The following is a 16,704-nucleotide window of genomic DNA, read 5'->3' as shown; positions in this document are numbered from 1 at the left end:
ATTCTTATTTTCGTTTGCCGTGGTCTTTCTTTTGAGAAGCTTTTGCCATTGCATCGTAGAAGCTGCCGCCTTTACGTGGCTTACCGCCGCCCTCACCGCCGCGTTTGCGGTCTTGTTTGCGTGTACGGCCGTTTACTTTCGGGCCGCTTGGCGTACGTTTGCTACCGTCTTTACCACCGCGTTTGAATTCTTTATCTTTGTCTTTCCCTTTGATGACACGAGGGCCACCTGTACGACGACGTGGTTGTGGCTCTGGCATATCTGTAATGATAAAGTCCACTGCCGCTTCGTCTACATTGACGTTGAATACTTTGATTTTCACACGATCACCGATACGGAACTGGCGCGCTGTACGTTCACCGCGCATCGTCATTGAGCTTTCATCAAAGTTGTAGTAGTCATCTGTTAAATTACTAATGTGTACAAGACCTTCAATTGTGTTATCAAGCTCGATGAACATACCGAAGTTCGTTACAGAACCTACGATACCTTCAAATTCTTGACCCACTTTATCAGCCATGTATTGTGCTTTCTTGATTGCTTCTGTATCACGTTCTGCATCAATGGCACGACGTTCACGAGAAGATGTATGCGTCGAGATTTCGTCCATATGCGCGCCCCAATAAGACGTTGTTTTTGGTGATTTGTCACCTTCAATTAAGTACGTGCGGATTAAACGGTGCACGATTAAGTCAGGGTAACGACGGATTGGCGACGTAAAGTGTGTGTAGTACGGCGCCGCTAAGCCGAAGTGACCAAGACATTCTGGGCTGTATTTCGCTTGTTGCATTGAGCGTAGCATCATTGTTGAGATTACTGGATATTCTGGTTTACCCTCAACTGATTTTAAGATACCTTGTAGCGCGCTTGGATCGATTGAATCTGTCGCACCTTTTACAGTAATACCGAAGTTCGTAATAAACTCGAAGAAACGTTGTAGACGCTCTGGAGATGGGTCTTCGTGAATACGGTAAATGAATGGTAATTCCATTTTACAAACATGCTCTGCTACTGTTTCGTTCGCTGCAAGCATGAAGTCTTCAATCATTTTTTCAGCGATGGTACGTTCACGAACAACGATGTCTACAGGCCAGCCGTTTTCATCAACAACCACTTGAGATTCTTTTAAATCGAAGTCTACTGCACCACGTGCGTCACGACGATTACGAAGAATAGTTGATAATTCTTTCATTGTTTCAAACATTGGGACAAGCTCTTTGTAGCGCTCGATTAATGCTTCGTCTTTGTGTTCTAAAATTTTGTAAACATCTGAGTATGTCATACGTTCGTTTGTGCGGATGACACTTTGGAAAATATCATGTTCCACAACTTTACCTTCTGGGCTAATGATCATTTCACAAGATAGTACAAGACGGTCTACTTGTGGGTTTAATGAACAAATACCATTTGATAAACGGTGTGGAATCATTGGGATTACGCGGTCTGTTAAGTACACAGAAGTCGCACGCTCATATGCTTCCTTATCTAAAATCGAATCAAGTGTCACATAGTAGCTGACGTCTGCAATGTGAACCGTTAATTTGTAGTTCCCGTTGTCTAGTTTCACAACACCTACTGCATCATCTAAGTCTTTTGCAGATTCGCCATCGATTGTTACGACCATATCCTCGCGGCAATCGCGGCGTCCTACGCGGTCCTCATCTGAAATTTCGTCTGGCACTTGTTGCGCGGCCTCTACGACTTCTTCAGGGAATTCTACGTCGATATTGTGCTTATGAATGATTGATAAAATGTCTACACCTGGGTCATTTTTATGACCTAAGATTTGTGTAATCATACCAGATGCAGAGCGTTTTTCGTCTGGCCATTTTGTAATTTCAACAACAACTTTATGCCCGTCAACAGCGCCTAATGTGTGGCCTTGACCGATGAAAATATCTGTACCAAAACGTTTGTCATCTGGCAGTACGAAACCGAAGTTTTTATTCGCTTGGAATTCACCAACGATACGTGATGTCCCACGTTCTACAACCTCGATAATTTGACCTTCACGACGTTCACCTGTTGAGTCAGAAGATACTTTCACGATGACTGTATCACCGTTTAAAGCGCCACCTTTCATTGTTGGTGGAATGAATACATCATCTAAGCCTGCTTCTTCTGGTGCTACGAAGCCAAAGCCTTTTGCATGGCCGATAAAGCGACCTTGGAATGTGTTCATACGTTCAGGTGTACCGTATTTGTCATTGCTGCCGCGTACGATTGTACCTGCTTCTTCTAATTTCACTAATACCTTTACTAAGTCTCTGAAGTCATCTGCCTCTGTAAGTCCTAAGTTTTCTTCTATCTCCGCCACCGTTAGCGGTTTAATTTCTGGTTCTGTGAGTAACGCAAGTGTGCGTTGTTCTAAATTACTCAAATGTTTTCCTCCTACGTTTTCTGACGATTATTCCTGCCAATCTAATGTATTTAGAAATGCTAAAATATCCTCATGTAATTGTTTTTTCTCTTTATCTAACGTAATGACATGGCCTGATTCCTCATACCATTTTATGTGTTTGTCAATTGACTCTACTGTATCATAAATAATCTGCGCTGACTTCGGATTTATGACATCGTCTAATCGTCCTTGTACAACAAAGATCGGTGCATACACTTCATCTACGTGACTGCGCACATCTTGAATCAGTTCAGGAAGTTTTGGCAATGAGGGCATTCCTTCACGCTTAATGTCTTCCTTTAGCGCTACTCGTTGCTCTTCAGTATATCCAAATGCGCGACTAAAATCGTTCGCATATTTTAAAATGCCGCTAAACATTGTGTCGGTTGTACGCATCGTCATCGGCGCACACATCGTCACAATGCCTTTTAGCGGTTTTGTATAACCTAAACGAAGAGAAAAGACGCCGCCAAGCGATAGGCCCGCTACAGCAATTTCTGAGTAACCAGCTTCCACTAGCTCCTCATACGCCCTTTCAACATCCTGCCACCAATCTTTTGGTCCAGTTTGAATAAGCTCCTTAGGTGATACACCATGGCCCTTATAATGCGGAGCTTTAACGGTATATCCTTCCTTTTCTAGAAAGCGCCCTAAAATACGCACATCCGCTGAACTCCCTGTAAATCCGTGTAGTAATAATACTGCTCGTTTCCCAGCCTCAAAAAAGAATGGCTCTGGCAAAGATACCTTCACTTCAAAAACCTCCTGATGTGTCATTCGTTGATAAATATGTCTTTCTCTATTATATCCTTAATAAATATAAAATGCCTAACCTTTTGGTGGTTAGGCATCAATCGTTTATTAGAATTTTGCAATTAAAATTGCTACCACGAAAAATAATACTGAAAGGACCATTGTTACGCGGTGTAAAACAAGTTCAACACCACGCGCTTTTGACTTACCAAATAGCTGCTCAGCACCACCTGAAATGGCGCCTGAAAGACCAGCACTTTTTGGTTCCTGCATTAATACTGTCGCAATAATTAACACTGATAAAACGATTAATGAGATTAGTAAAAATGTATGCATCATGCCACCTCCTGCTCATCTACATCACAACTTTGCCTATTTTATCATAGACCCAGCAAGCAATGCATAATTTAAACGTAATCATACATAATGCCATTTTAACATGAATACGTGCAACTATATAGCAAAAAACGGTATTTTTTTAAATCCACATAATGAAAAAAGGAATTGCGCCTAAGCACAATTCCTCTTTCACTCACTCAATTATTTGTTTAAATTATAGAATGATTTAAGACCTTCGTATTTTGCAACGCTTTCTAATTCGTCTTCGATACGTAGTAATTGGTTATATTTTGCTACACGGTCTGTACGAGATGGTGCACCTGTTTTGATTTGACCAGCGTTTGTCGCAACGGCGATATCCGCAATTGTTACGTCTTCTGATTCACCAGAACGGTGTGAGATAACAGCAGTGTAACCTGCGCGTTTTGCCATTTCGATAGCGTCTAATGTTTCAGTTAATGTACCGATTTGATTTACTTTAACTAAAATTGAGTTACCAACGCCTTCTTCAATACCGCGAGATAATTTTTCTGTGTTTGTTACGAATAAATCGTCACCTACTAATTGTACGCGGTCGCCGATTTTTTCAGTTAATAATTTATGACCAGCCCAGTCATTTTCGTCAAGACCATCTTCAATTGAGATGATTGGGTATTTAGAAGTTAATTCTTCGTACCAAGCAACCATTTCCTCAGAAGTTTTCGCAACGCCTTCACCATCTAAGTGATATAGTTTGTCGTCGTCGTTGTAAAGTTCAGAAGAGGCAACATCCATTGCAAGCATTACTTCTTCGCCTGGTTTGTAACCAGCGCGTTCAATTGCTGTAACAATTGTTGATAATGCTTCTTCGTTTGATGTTAAGTTTGGTGCGAAACCACCTTCATCACCTACAGCAGTGTTGTGGCCTGACTCTTTTAATACCGCTTTTAAAGAGTGGAAGATTTCAGTACCCATGCGTAATGCGTGGCGGAAGTTTTCAGCGCCTACTGGCATTACCATGAATTCTTGGATGTCCACGTTGTTATCAGCGTGTTCACCACCGTTTAAGATGTTCATCATTGGTACAGGTAATTGTTTCGCGTTTACGCCACCGATATATTGGTAAAGTGGTAAACCTAAGTAGTTCGCACCTGCGTGCGCTACTGCTAATGATACGCCTAGGATTGCGTTTGCGCCTAGTGCACCTTTATTTGCAGTGCCATCAAGCTCGATCATTTTGTTATCAACTGATACTTGATCTAGCACTGAAAATTCACCGATTAATGCAGGAGCGATAATGCTGTTCACGTTATCAACGGCTTTTAATACACCTTTACCTAAGTAGCGAGATTTATCACCATCGCGTAATTCTACAGCTTCATATTCACCAGTTGATGCACCAGATGGTACGATTGCGCGACCATAAGCGCCTGCTTCTGTGAATACTTCAACTTCTACTGTTGGGTTACCGCGTGAATCTAATACTTCGCGAGCTAATACGTTTGTAATAATTGACATTGTTTGAACTCTCCTCGGTTTGTGAAATTAGTTTTAATCGAATAATGGTTTACCTGTCATTTCGGCAGGTTGTGCAACATCTAACAATTTAAGCATCGTTGGCGCTAAATCCGCTAAGATGCCATCATGCATTGTGATGCCCTCTTTTGTAACAATTACTGGTACTGGGTTTGTTGTATGTGCTGTCATCGGGTTCCCTTCAAGCGTCACGACTTCATCAGAGTTACCATGGTCTGCTGTAATAATCGCATGACCACCTTTTGCTAAGATTGCGTCTACAACATCGCCTAAACATTCATCGACCGCTTCGATTGCCTTAATCGTTGGCTCTAGCATACCGCTATGACCAACCATATCAGGGTTCGCGAAGTTTAAGATAATCGCGTCTACTTTGTCGCCGTTAATTTCTGCAACAAGTGCATCACGCACCTCGTAGGCACTCATCTCAGGTTTTAAATCATATGTCGCAACTTTTGGTGAGTTGATTAAAATACGATTTTCGCCGTCGAATGTATCCTCACGTCCACCGCTCATAAAGAACGTCACATGTGGGTATTTTTCTGTTTCTGCGATACGTAATTGACGTAATTTCGCATCTGATAACACTTCACCGATTGTATTTTTTAAATCGTCGTCGTGGAAGGCGATATCACCGATTACACTTTCACTATATTTCTTAAAGCAAACAAATTCAAGGTTTTTTGGTTGTTTTTCTGAAATTTCAAAACCATCGAACTTCGGATTTGTGATAGCTGTTGATAATTGGATTGCACGGTCTGGACGGAAATTGAAGAAAATAACCGCGTCATTATCATGAATTTTTGCAACAGGTTGCCCGTCTTCTTCAACAACAAATGGGATGACAAACTCATCTGTTACACCCTGCTCATAAGAAGCCGCAAGACCAATACCTGCTGATGGTTGCATTGGGCCTTCGCCTTCTACAACGGCATCAAATGCTAATTTTACACGATCCCAGCGTTTATCACGGTCCATCGAATAGTAGCGTCCGCTAACTGATGCGATTTTACCGATGCCGATTTCTGCAATTTGTTTTTCTGTTTCCGCAAGATACTGTGGTGCTGTTTTCGGACCCACATCACGACCATCTAAAAATGCGTGAATATACGCCTCATCAAGACCTTGCTGTTTTGCTAGTTTTAACAGCGCAAATAAATGCTCATAATGGCTGTGTACACCGCCATCTGAAAGTAATCCTAAGAAATGCAACTTCGAATTATTTTCCTTCACATGGTTGATTGCTTTTAGAAGCACCTCATTTTCAAAGAAATCACCGTCTTTAATCGACTTATCGATACGTGTTAAGCTCTGATACACGATACGACCTGCGCCAATATTTAAGTGACCTACTTCGGAGTTCCCCATTTGACCGGCCGGAAGACCCACTTCCTCGCCTGACGCAAGTAACTGCGCATGTGGGAATTGTTTGTAATAGCGATCAAAATTTGGCTTATTTGCTTGTGCTACTGCATTACCGAAAACTTCTTTACGACAGCCGAAGCCATCTAAAATGATTAGTGCTACTGGTGTATTAGGCATTTGCCCCCGCCTCCAATAATTTTAAGTATGAATCTACTTCTAGGCTGGCACCGCCGACTAAGGCGCCGTCAATATGTTCCATCGATAACAGCTCTTCAACATTCGCTGGTTTTACAGAACCACCGTATTGAATACGTGTTTTTTCAGCCACTTCTGCACCAATTTCCTCAGCGATTGCATGACGCACCTCGCCGCATACTTCATTTGCATCGGCTGCTGTTGCTGTTTTACCTGTACCGATAGCCCAGATTGGCTCATACGCGATAACCGCTTGTGCCACTTGCTCACTTGATAAATCTTTAATTGCCGCTTTTACTTGTGAAGAAACTTTTGAAACCGTTTGACCCGCTTCACGTTCCTCTAAAGTTTCACCCACACAGATGATTGGCACTAAATTATGTGCAAATGCTGCATGTGCTTTTTTATTAACGGCTTCATCTGTCTCGTTGAAATATTCACGACGCTCAGAATGACCTAACACAACGTATTGCACGTGAATATCTGCGAGTTGCGTCGGGCTGATTTCACCAGTAAATGCACCCTCTGTTTCAAAGTGCATATTTTGTGCGCCGATGGCTAAATCTGTTCCTTTTGCAGCTTCAACTAACGTTGGTAAAAAGAGTGCAGGTGCACAAACAACTGCCTCTACTTTATCATTCGCAGGTACTTGTGATTTGACTTGCTCCACAAAATCTACAGCCTCTGAAAGTGTTTTGTACATTTTCCAGTTGCCAGCAATAATTGGTTTACGCATGTTTCAATCATCCTCCAAATATAGTTTATTTATCGTTTAACGCGACAACGCCTGGAAGCTCTTTGCCTTCCATGAATTCAAGTGAAGCACCGCCACCAGTTGATACATGTGACATTTTTTCTGCAACACCGAATTTTTCAACCGCGGCAGCTGAGTCGCCACCGCCGATTACTGTATAGCCTTCTGTTTCTGCCATCGCATTGGCTACGGCTTTTGTACCGTTTGCGAAAGCATCCATTTCAAATACACCCATTGGGCCATTCCAAATGATTAATTTTGAATTTTTAATAACGTCCGCATAGATTTCAGCCGTTTTTGGACCAATATCAAGTCCCATATAATCTGCAGGAATTTTATCGATATCGACTACTTTTGTATTGGCATCTTTTGAAAACTCGTCCGCTACAACTTCATCGACAGGCATATAGAAGTTTACGCCTTTGTCTTCTGCTTTTTTGATAAATGATTTTGCTAAGTCAATTTTGTCTTCTTCAAGAAGAGATGTCCCAACTTCGTGACCTTGTGCCTTTGTGAATGTGTAAGACAATCCGCCACCGATAATTAAGTTATCCACTTTTTCTAACAGGTGGTTAATCACGTCGATTTTATCTTTTACTTTAGCGCCACCGATGATCGCTGTGAATGGACGCTCAGGATCTGCTAGTGCTTTCCCTAAAACATCTAATTCTTTTTGCATTAAGAAGCCTGATACAGCAGGTAAAAATTCTGCGATACCTGCTGTTGTTGCGTGTGCACGGTGAGCGGCACCAAAGGCGTCATTCACATAGACATCTGCAAGCTCCGCAAATTGTTTTGCAAGTGCTGGATCATTTTTTTCCTCACCAGCGTGGAAACGTACATTTTCAAGTAATACGATGTCGCCATCTTCCATAGCTGCGACAACCGCTTTCACGTTTTCACCTACAGATTCGTCTAATTTCTTCACTGGCTTACCTAGCAATTCTGCTAAGCGCTCGCCTGCTGCTGTTAAACGAAGCTCTTCTTTTACTTCACCTTTTGGACGGCCTAAGTGACTTGATAAAATCACTTTGGCACCTTCATCGACTAAATATTGGATTGTTGGTAATGCTGCGCGAATACGTGTGTCATCTGTTACTTTTCCATCTTCCATTGGCACATTAAAGTCCACACGTACAAATACGCGTTTACCTTTCACATCAATATCTTTTACCGATTTTTTCTCATTCATCTACAGAATGCCTCCCTTTAGCGCGTGTAAAACGCTTACTTGCTATCAATAAAAAAGGAGAAGTAACCGTCTCGCTCTTCTCCTCTTTTTTCAAACTCATTATATACGCTAACTACTTAAAAGGCTAATTATTTTTTCAAAATAAAGATTTCTTTTAAAAGCGAGCGTTTCGTATTCAATTATTAGAATCCTTGTTTTGCAACATATTCAGCAAGGTCTACAACACGAGTTGAGTAACCTGTTTCGTTATCGTACCAAGCAAGTACTTTCACTAAATTGTCTTCAAGAACCATTGTTGATAATGCGTCAACTGTTGAAGAAGAAGTGTTACCGTTGTAATCAATTGATACAAGTGGTTCTTCAGAGTAAGAAAGTTTACCCGCAAGTGAACCTTCTTCAGATGCTGCTTTGAATGCGGCATTTAATTCTTCAACTGTTACGTTTTGATCTAACTCAGCTACTAAGTCAACAAGTGATACGTTTGGTGTTGGTACGCGGATTGCCATCCCATCTAATTTACCTTCAAGTTGAGGTAAAACTTTTGCTACTGCTGATGCTGCACCTGTAGTTGTTGGGATGCTAGACATAGCAGCCGCACGTGCACGACGGTAATCTTTGTGTGGAAGGTCTAAGATTTTTTGGTCATTTGTGTATGAGTGAACTGTTGTCATCATACCGCGTTTGATACCAAATTTTTCGTCTAACACTTTCGCTACTGGCGCTAAGCAGTTTGTTGTACAAGATGCGTTAGAGAATACGATATCTTCGTCTTTGTTGTATGTTTCTTCGTTAACACCCATTACGAATGTTGGCATATTTTTACCTGGAGCAGACACGATAACTTTTTTAGCACCTGCATCAACGTGTTTTTTCGCATCATCATAGTTTGTGAAGCGACCAGTTGATTCAACTACGATATCAACGTCTAATTCACCCCATGGTAATTTCGCTGGGTCTGTTTCTGCGTATACACGAACTTTTTTGCCATTAACAAGTAAGTTTTCGCCTTCGTAAGATACGTCAGCGTCTAATTTACCGTGTACTGAATCGTATTTTAAAAGATGTGCTAACATTGCTGAGTCCGTTAAGTCATTTACTGCGACAATCTCGATGTCCTCGCGTTGTAATGCTGTGCGGAATACTAATCGTCCAATACGTCCAAATCCGTTGATTGCTAATTTAAAAGTCATGTCTATTTCCTCCAATAGTATAATTAATTAAATTTCTTCTCGAATTATTTTTAACATTTCCTGTGCAGCAGATAAATCTGTGATGAAGTTTGTTTGTTCTGGTGCATTTGTAAAGTACGCTAAAATCGCTTTGGCTTTTGAAGCACCACCTGCTAAAGCAATAACAGTGGGACATTTTTTGACCTGCTCTAGTTGTAGGCCAACTGTCCGGATGCGCTGTACAGCTTTCCCTGTTTCATCAAAATAATAACCAAATGCCTCGCCGATTGCACCATGCTCTCGTAACTTCTCTACTTCATCAGAGGTAGAATTACGACGCCATGCCATCTCGTCGGCAGAACCAACACCGTGAACGACGATATCTGTGCGATCATATAAATCGAGCATGTCCTTTACAATAGGTTCGTGAATCATCGCATTATATGCGGCTTCACTTAGATGCTCTGGTAAGTACAATGTGCGATACTCATTGCCAGTATTGTTCGCAAACTCTGCGGCAATCGTATTCGCTTGCATCTTCACATCAACACCCATGCCTCCACGCGCTGCGATAAATGTCGCACCGCGTATCTTCGAAGCTGTCGACAACTGTTCACCTACCGCCGCAACCGTACTACCACCTGTAACGGCGATAATATCACCTTGCTTCGCTTCACGTTTTAAAAGATTCGCCGCTTCGACGCCCATCATTGCCTTCACTGAAGGTTCCTGATCGACATTCCCATCGACAATCGTCATACGTTTCACGCGTAAATGTTTTTGCAGTTGTCGTTCCAAATCTGTAATACCTGACCATTCATACACAAGCGGCTTCAGCACATCTAAAATTTGAATTCCTGCCTCTGAAATCGACATCCCTGTACGATTTGCAACGATTAACCCCTGCTCACGCATTAGGTCTGTTTCTTTCCTCACTTCTCGCTCTGCTAGAGAGAGACTATCTGCTAAAGCACGACGACCGATTGGTCCAAGCATTTGGACCATATTTAAAATACGATAGCGTACTTGTAGCAAACCTGACATCTCAGGCAGCATTTTCAATTGTGCTTCCGTTAATGAAGGCATACTCTCTCTCCTCTCAGTGGGTTCTTTTTTATCCCATATATACATTTTCTATCCCACTCACTATAAAAAAATATTTCTTTTGTTCCTACGTCCATTATAGCAGGTTAAATATTGCTTTGCAAACATGGGCTAATTATGTCCCACCGAGAGTGGCTAATTAAATGTTTACATTAATTTGTATTCCCACTTAGCCATAATTAAAACATTTTTTAATAAAAAAAGAAGAATTGCTCGAAGCAATTCTTCCCTAAAGTGCTTGTTCAAATGATGAATCCGTCTGTTCTGTCACTGCTTCAATAATCGTCTCATAATCTAAGATACCATATTGAATCATTTCGCCGTCTTTTTCGAGAACCGGAATCATCATCATGTACCTCTCATGCAAGTCTTCATCCTGTTCGATATCTACGGTCGCAAATTCAAACGGAACTTCCTGCTGGACGAGGCGCATCATGTTCATTCCTTCCTCACAAAGACGACAATTTTGTCGACTGTAAAAAGTGAGCATGTGAACACTCCTTTGCTGTTTTATATTGATTCTCTATATTATAGAAGAAACTCAAATAAAATGGTAGCGTTTACCCCCCGCTAAAGACAGAAAAAAAGCAGTCAAACGAGAAATTCGTTGACTGCCCTTTTCTATTTCTTCCTATTATAAAGGAATGTTTATTTACCCATTTTCATTGGCGTTACTCGTACGCGTTTTAAGAAGAACGATAAGACAAGCGCGACAATTGTAACAATCATTGCGATAAAGAATGAGAAGTTAATCCCTTCAACCATCGCTTTGTTTGCCATTGTTTCAGCAAGCTCTTTCCCGTATTTCGCTAATTGAACTTCTGTCATTTGCTCACCATTTTGAGAAGCTTCCATTGCTTTTTCTTTCACTTTATCTGCAACAGTTGCTTCAATGTCTAGATCTTCTGCTGCTGATTTTGTACGGTTTGTCATAATTGTGATCATCACGGCTGAACCAATTGCACCTGCAACTTGCTGAAGTGTGTTGTTGATTGCTGTACCATGTGGATTTAAACGCATTGGTAATTGGTTTAAACCATTTGTCATAATCGGCATCATTACCATTGACATACCAAACATACGCACTGTATACGCTACGATTAAATACGTGTAAGACGTATCTAATGTTAATTTAGATAAATAGTAAGTTGATACTGTGACGATTGCTAGACCTACGATTGCTAATGGACGCGGCCCAATACGGTCAAATAATTTACCTGTGATTGGTGACATGAAGCCCATCATTAGAGCACCTGGTAACATCATTAAACCAGCATCTAATGGTGAAATACCGCGAACATTTTGTACATATAAAGGTGTTAAAATCATACCAGAGAACATCGCCATTGAGATGATAACGGAAATGACACTACCCATTGCATACATTGGGAATTTATATACTTCTAAGCTTAGAAGCGGTTTTTCTAGTTTCAGTTGACGGAAGACGAACAAGATAAGTGCGATGGCACCGATTGTGATCGTTCCCCATACTTCGATTGCGTCCCAACCTGCTGATGAAGCAGTTGAGAAGCCATATAATAAACCACCAAAACCAATTGTTGATAAGATAATCGAGAAAACATCGAGTGTTACTGGTTTTGTTTCCATAATATTATCAAATTTGAAGATCGCTAATAATAATGAAATGATAGCGAAAGGTAAAATGATAATGAATAGGTAATGCCATGAGAAGTGCTCAACTAAATAACCTGATAATGTAGGTCCGATAGCTGGCGCCATGATCATTACAAGACCAAAGATACCCATTGCTGCACCACGTTTTTCAACTGGGAAGCTGACTAACATGATGTTCATAAGAAGTGGTCCCATAACAGAAGCACCTAATGCTTGAATCATACGAGCGGCTAATAAAATACCAAAGTTTGGTGCGACAATTGCTAATGCTGTACCAATTGTAAAAATCGCCATTGATGTGACGAATAATGTTTTGTTTTTAAAACGTGTAATTAAAAATGCACTGGCTGGTACAAGTACCCCAGTTACTAGCATATACCCTGTTGCTAACCATTGAACCGTTGATGCTTCAACATCAAAATCTTTCATGATTGAAGGTAATGCTACGTTTAATAGCGTGTTATTTAAGAACGCTACGAATGCCCCAACGAATAAAATGGCAATCATTAAATACGGGGGCTTTTTAAGTGGTTGATCCATGTTCAATTCCCTCTTTGCCTAATATTTATATTTACTTCGATTTCAAAGTTTACTTGATACATTTTATACTCGCAGTCCAATTTTTGCAAGAAAAATATTTCATTCGAGAATAAACCGCCACTTAAAGCGTTTTCTTCACTATAATATGAGTCCAATTCACTTGAAATTAATCCGAACTATGATTAAAATTATACTGCTAGTCCAAAATAGAATAAAAAAGGTGACTAAATGAACAACCGTAAAAGACAAATTATTCAGGCCTGTATTAAGCTCTTCTCTGAAAAAGGCTTTGTAGAAACGTCCATTCAAGAAATTATTGAAGAAGCTAAAATTTCAAAAGGCACATTTTATAATTACTTCCCATCAAAAAAAGACTGCCTAATCGCCATCTTAGATATCGGGCGAAAAGAAACGACAGTCCGTAAAGTTAAAGCGATTACTGGTAAAGAAAAAAACGACAAGTCTGTCCTTGCCGCTCAACTTATCGCCACGATGCAAGTGAACCACGAACATAATCTGCTACCGATTTTTGAGTCCATCCTGCATTCGGGTGATAAAGATTTAAAGCGCCTCGTCGATCAAAATCTCCTGCAAGAGATTGATTGGACCGCGCGCAGATTACTAGACGTCTATGGCACAAAATTAGTTCCCTATCATTATGATGCATCCATTCTATTATTTGGTATGATGCATCAAATGTTCCACATCGGGAAGTTAATTAATTACCCACGTGGCAATGCGATGGAATTTATAACATTCGCATTAGACCAACTAGATGCCATTACCCCAACATTAATTAGCAACCAAAAGACGATGCTTGGACCGACTTTTGAGGAATTTATTAATGAAAATATTGAAGCGCGCGTCATTGATAAAGAGGAGCTCCTCAAGCAACTCCATGGCTTTAAATCGTATTTAAAAGATTTATCAAACCAGCAACAAGAATACATTGCTTATTTAATCGAAGAATTAGAACGTGATACACCACGCTACCATGTGATTAATGCCGTTGCTTTCCAGTTTTATAATAGCTTCCGTGATACACCGCACGCACCAGAAGCCATTGAAATCACGAATCAGCTATGGCAACTTTCAAAAAATAATAGTTAATCAAAAAAAGGTCAGGACAGTTACGTCCCGACCTCTTTTTTTGATTATTTTTTATTACCACGTAATTTTGCGACTTTATCCGCTAAGCCTAAAGTTGCTTTTACCGCTTTACGATTTAATGTATTTTCTTGGAATTTTACTTTTTTATTCAGTCGCTCAATTTCCTGCTTGTACGCCGCAATTTTAGCTGCATCATTTTTCTTCGCAGCCATTTCACGTTTTACACGACGTTCTGTACGTGCATTTTCTGCGTCATTAAATGCTTGCCAACGACGTACTTGCTCATCAATTGGTGCTGTTACATATGGTGTCACAACGCCTGGAATATCAACATTTTTGATTTTCTCATCAAAAGGTGTCGTTTTTGGATACATTGTTTCCTTATACGCATGGTCTAAGTTATTTTTATTTAAGAAGCCAATAAAGCGGTCAAAGTTCTCATTCGCCACTTTCTCTGGTTTATGGAAGTCACTTTGTTCGATAATATCCCAGATGTTTGTGTCCTCTGTAATATCTGGACCCCAATAATTATTTAATTGGTGATAGTCCGTTAATTCACGCATACGACCATCTTTCGGTAAGATAATGCTTGGTGTCCCTGCAATCGTTGCCGCAATATTCCCGTGAAGACGTGCACCAAAGCTTAAATCTACTTCTTGTAATAACTCCATCCATGTTGGAATATTTACTGGGTAGCGCACATGATCTCCTGTGTAATATTCATCTAATACAGATTCCGGATACACTTTATTTTGGCTAGGTAGGTCCGGTCCACCTAAGTAGGTCATTTTCAATTCTTTTAGCCACTGTGGAATATAGTAGTAGTTACCAAATTCATGACGGCTACGATCAATAAAGTTTAATACATTATCTGGTGATAAACGTGAGTTGTTAATTGACACTAACGAATCCTTTGTAATGTTCGTATCTCGAATTTTCAAATCACGACCGAAACTATACATCGACGGACAGCCAATTGGCATATGGTCTACGCCTTCTTGAAAGCCAAGTCCTGTTAAGTAGTCTGAAGTGATTTGACCACGTACCCCAATCATTGCTGATTTATTTAATACAGCTTTTACGAATTTTTTCGTTGCATCGTCAAATTCATATTTCGCACCTTTTTGTGCATCAAATGGCGTACGAGCCCCTACACCGATTACATAAACCGGAATTGTTAATTTATTAATCAGCTCTGCATAACGCTCTAAATGCCCGATGAAATCTGGACGGAATGCATCCGCTAACGGAATAATATAGCCGTCATAATTTGCATTAATCATATCTGCATCTTTCGGATTTAATCGATAATAATCCGGCACAATCATGACATCCTCAGTCGTTAATGTGCGGTAAATCCCATAAGCATAAACTAAGTTCCCTACATTCCCTCCAATAGAATTCGTAGAAGCGATATGTGCTGGGTCAAAGTTGTTTAGTGGGGACATCCCAGAACGCATTAAGATTTTTTTCATATTTGTTCTCCTTTCAATTACAATCACTTTATTAGTTGTCCGTACAAGCACTCTACTACATAGTAGTTAATTTATATATGAAATGTCAATGAAATCACTTGCTCCATTGTAAATGCTCTAAAATATAAAAAAACCGCACAAATGCACAGTTTTTTTAAAAATTATATGTTTCAATTGACCTATCAAAAGGTATTTAAAAATGGATGCCCCTGGAGGGAATCGAACCCCCAGCCTAAGAACCGGAATCTTATGTTTTATCCATTAAACTACAGAGGCATAGCTATATGACGACCTTACTATTATACTAGGTAAAGAGCGTATTATCAACTTTCTATTAAATGATTCATTTCATTTGACCTTTATTGACCAAAAAAGTTATGATATGTTTACAAGGCAACGAAACAGTGCCAATTTTATGGACATATAAGGAGGAAATACTTATGAACTTAATTCCTACAGTCATCGAAACAACAAACCGCGGCGAACGCGCATATGACATCTACTCTCGTCTTTTAAAAGACCGCATCATCATGCTAGGTAGTGCAATCGACGATAACGTAGCAAACGCAATCGTATCTCAACTTCTATTCCTAGAAGCAGAAGATCCAGAAAAAGATATCTACCTATACATCAACTCTCCAGGTGGCTCTGTAACAGCTGGTATGGCCATTTACGATACAATGCAGTTCATCAAACCAGATGTACAAACAATTTGCATCGGTATGGCTGCTTCAATGGGTTCATTCCTATTAACAGCTGGTACAAAAGGAAAACGTTTTGCATTACCAAACGCTGAAATCATGATTCACCAACCACTAGGTGGCGCTCAAGGTCAAGCGACTGAAATCGAAATCGCAGCAAAACATATCTTAAAAACACGCGAAAAATTAAACCGCATCTTAGCTGAACGCACTGGTCAACCGATCGAAGTAATCGAAAAAGATACAGATCGTGACAACTACATGTCAGCTGAACGTGCGCTAGAATACGGTATCATTGATAAAATCATGGAACGTAACGAAACAAAATAGTTTTTCATCCCTAACACTAAACAACCATTTCTCATTGGTTGTTTAGTGTTTTTTTATGTTTTTTAGTATTCATTTGCCAAAAAAATGCAGTATGATAGAATTATATACTTAAGGGAGGGATTTTAA

Annotated in this window: 14 protein-coding genes and 1 tRNA gene; 2 read left to right on the top strand and 13 right to left on the bottom strand. The window is 40.2% G+C overall.

Annotated features, from left to right (window positions below; translation table 11 throughout):
• Positions 1–4: 4 nt before the first annotated feature.
• The 11 genes from rnr to QI30_RS14275 all read right to left on the bottom strand — a co-directional run bounded on the left by rnr (position 5) and on the right by QI30_RS14275 (position 12,962).
• Complete coding sequence (gene rnr, locus QI30_RS14325) at positions 5–2,380, bottom strand: ribonuclease R (protein WP_126991284.1); 2,376 nt, start codon at positions 2,378–2,380, stop codon at positions 5–7.
• Positions 2,381–2,407: 27 nt separating this feature from the next.
• A complete protein-coding gene (locus QI30_RS14320) occupies positions 2,408–3,154 on the bottom strand; it encodes an alpha/beta hydrolase (RefSeq protein WP_126991283.1) in 747 nt (248 codons plus the stop codon).
• Between the two features lie 108 nt (positions 3,155–3,262).
• Positions 3,263–3,490, bottom strand: a complete 228-nt coding sequence (gene secG, locus QI30_RS14315) for a preprotein translocase subunit SecG (protein WP_126991282.1) — start codon at positions 3,488–3,490, stop codon at positions 3,263–3,265.
• Positions 3,491–3,694: 204 nt separating this feature from the next.
• Entirely contained in the window at positions 3,695–4,990 is a 1,296-nt protein-coding gene (gene eno, locus QI30_RS14310) for a phosphopyruvate hydratase (RefSeq protein ID WP_126991281.1), read from the bottom strand.
• A gap of 33 nt (positions 4,991–5,023) precedes the next feature.
• Positions 5,024–6,550: a 2,3-bisphosphoglycerate-independent phosphoglycerate mutase gene (gene gpmI / locus QI30_RS14305; RefSeq protein WP_126991280.1), complete on the bottom strand. Its 1,527-nt coding sequence runs from the start codon at positions 6,548–6,550 to the stop codon at positions 5,024–5,026.
• Positions 6,543–7,304, bottom strand: coding sequence for a triose-phosphate isomerase (gene tpiA, locus QI30_RS14300; RefSeq protein WP_126991279.1), 762 nt, complete (start codon positions 7,302–7,304; stop codon positions 6,543–6,545). The genes gpmI and tpiA overlap by 8 nt, the downstream gene beginning before the upstream one ends.
• Positions 7,305–7,329: 25 nt before the next feature.
• Positions 7,330–8,514: a phosphoglycerate kinase gene (locus tag QI30_RS14295; protein WP_126991278.1), complete on the bottom strand. Its 1,185-nt coding sequence runs from the start codon at positions 8,512–8,514 to the stop codon at positions 7,330–7,332.
• Between the two features lie 182 nt (positions 8,515–8,696).
• Positions 8,697–9,704, bottom strand: a complete 1,008-nt coding sequence (gene gap / locus QI30_RS14290) for a type I glyceraldehyde-3-phosphate dehydrogenase (RefSeq protein ID WP_126991277.1) — start codon at positions 9,702–9,704, stop codon at positions 8,697–8,699.
• A gap of 27 nt (positions 9,705–9,731) precedes the next feature.
• A complete protein-coding gene (locus QI30_RS14285; RefSeq protein ID WP_126991276.1) occupies positions 9,732–10,769 on the bottom strand; it encodes a sugar-binding transcriptional regulator in 1,038 nt (345 codons plus the stop codon).
• 247 nt (positions 10,770–11,016) lie between these two features.
• Positions 11,017–11,277: a glutaredoxin family protein gene (locus QI30_RS14280; protein ID WP_126991275.1), complete on the bottom strand. Its 261-nt coding sequence runs from the start codon at positions 11,275–11,277 to the stop codon at positions 11,017–11,019.
• A 158-nt stretch (positions 11,278–11,435) separates the two neighbouring features.
• On the bottom strand, positions 11,436–12,962 hold the full coding sequence (locus tag QI30_RS14275) for a DHA2 family efflux MFS transporter permease subunit (protein ID WP_126991274.1): 1,527 nt from the start codon (positions 12,960–12,962) through the stop codon (positions 11,436–11,438).
• A 228-nt stretch (positions 12,963–13,190) separates the two neighbouring features.
• Here QI30_RS14275 and QI30_RS14270 point away from each other — a divergent pair, with 228 nt between their 5' ends.
• Complete coding sequence (locus tag QI30_RS14270) at positions 13,191–14,072, top strand: TetR/AcrR family transcriptional regulator (RefSeq protein ID WP_126991273.1); 882 nt, start codon at positions 13,191–13,193, stop codon at positions 14,070–14,072.
• Between the two features lie 44 nt (positions 14,073–14,116).
• Here the strand turns inward: QI30_RS14270 and QI30_RS14265 are convergent, their stop codons facing one another.
• Both QI30_RS14265 and QI30_RS14260 read right to left on the bottom strand, forming a co-directional pair.
• Positions 14,117–15,547 carry a polysaccharide pyruvyl transferase family protein gene (locus QI30_RS14265; protein WP_126991272.1) on the bottom strand — a complete coding sequence of 477 codons (1,431 nt, stop codon included), beginning with the start codon at positions 15,545–15,547 and terminating at the stop codon, positions 14,117–14,119.
• A gap of 204 nt (positions 15,548–15,751) precedes the next feature.
• Positions 15,752–15,823 (bottom strand) — tRNA-Arg (locus QI30_RS14260).
• A 164-nt stretch (positions 15,824–15,987) separates the two neighbouring features.
• On the opposite strand from QI30_RS14260, the gene clpP reads away from it, so the two are divergent.
• Complete coding sequence (gene clpP, locus QI30_RS14255; RefSeq protein ID WP_126991271.1) at positions 15,988–16,578, top strand: ATP-dependent Clp endopeptidase proteolytic subunit ClpP; 591 nt, start codon at positions 15,988–15,990, stop codon at positions 16,576–16,578.
• Positions 16,579–16,704: the final 126 nt, after the last annotated feature.

The organism is Candidatus Kurthia intestinigallinarum, from assembly GCF_003991225.1.
In the GTDB taxonomy this organism is placed as follows: domain Bacteria; phylum Bacillota; class Bacilli; order Bacillales_A; family Planococcaceae; genus Kurthia; species Kurthia populi.
The sequence above is the reverse complement of the archived record's forward strand: the minus strand, read 5'-3'. Positions and strand labels throughout refer to the sequence as shown.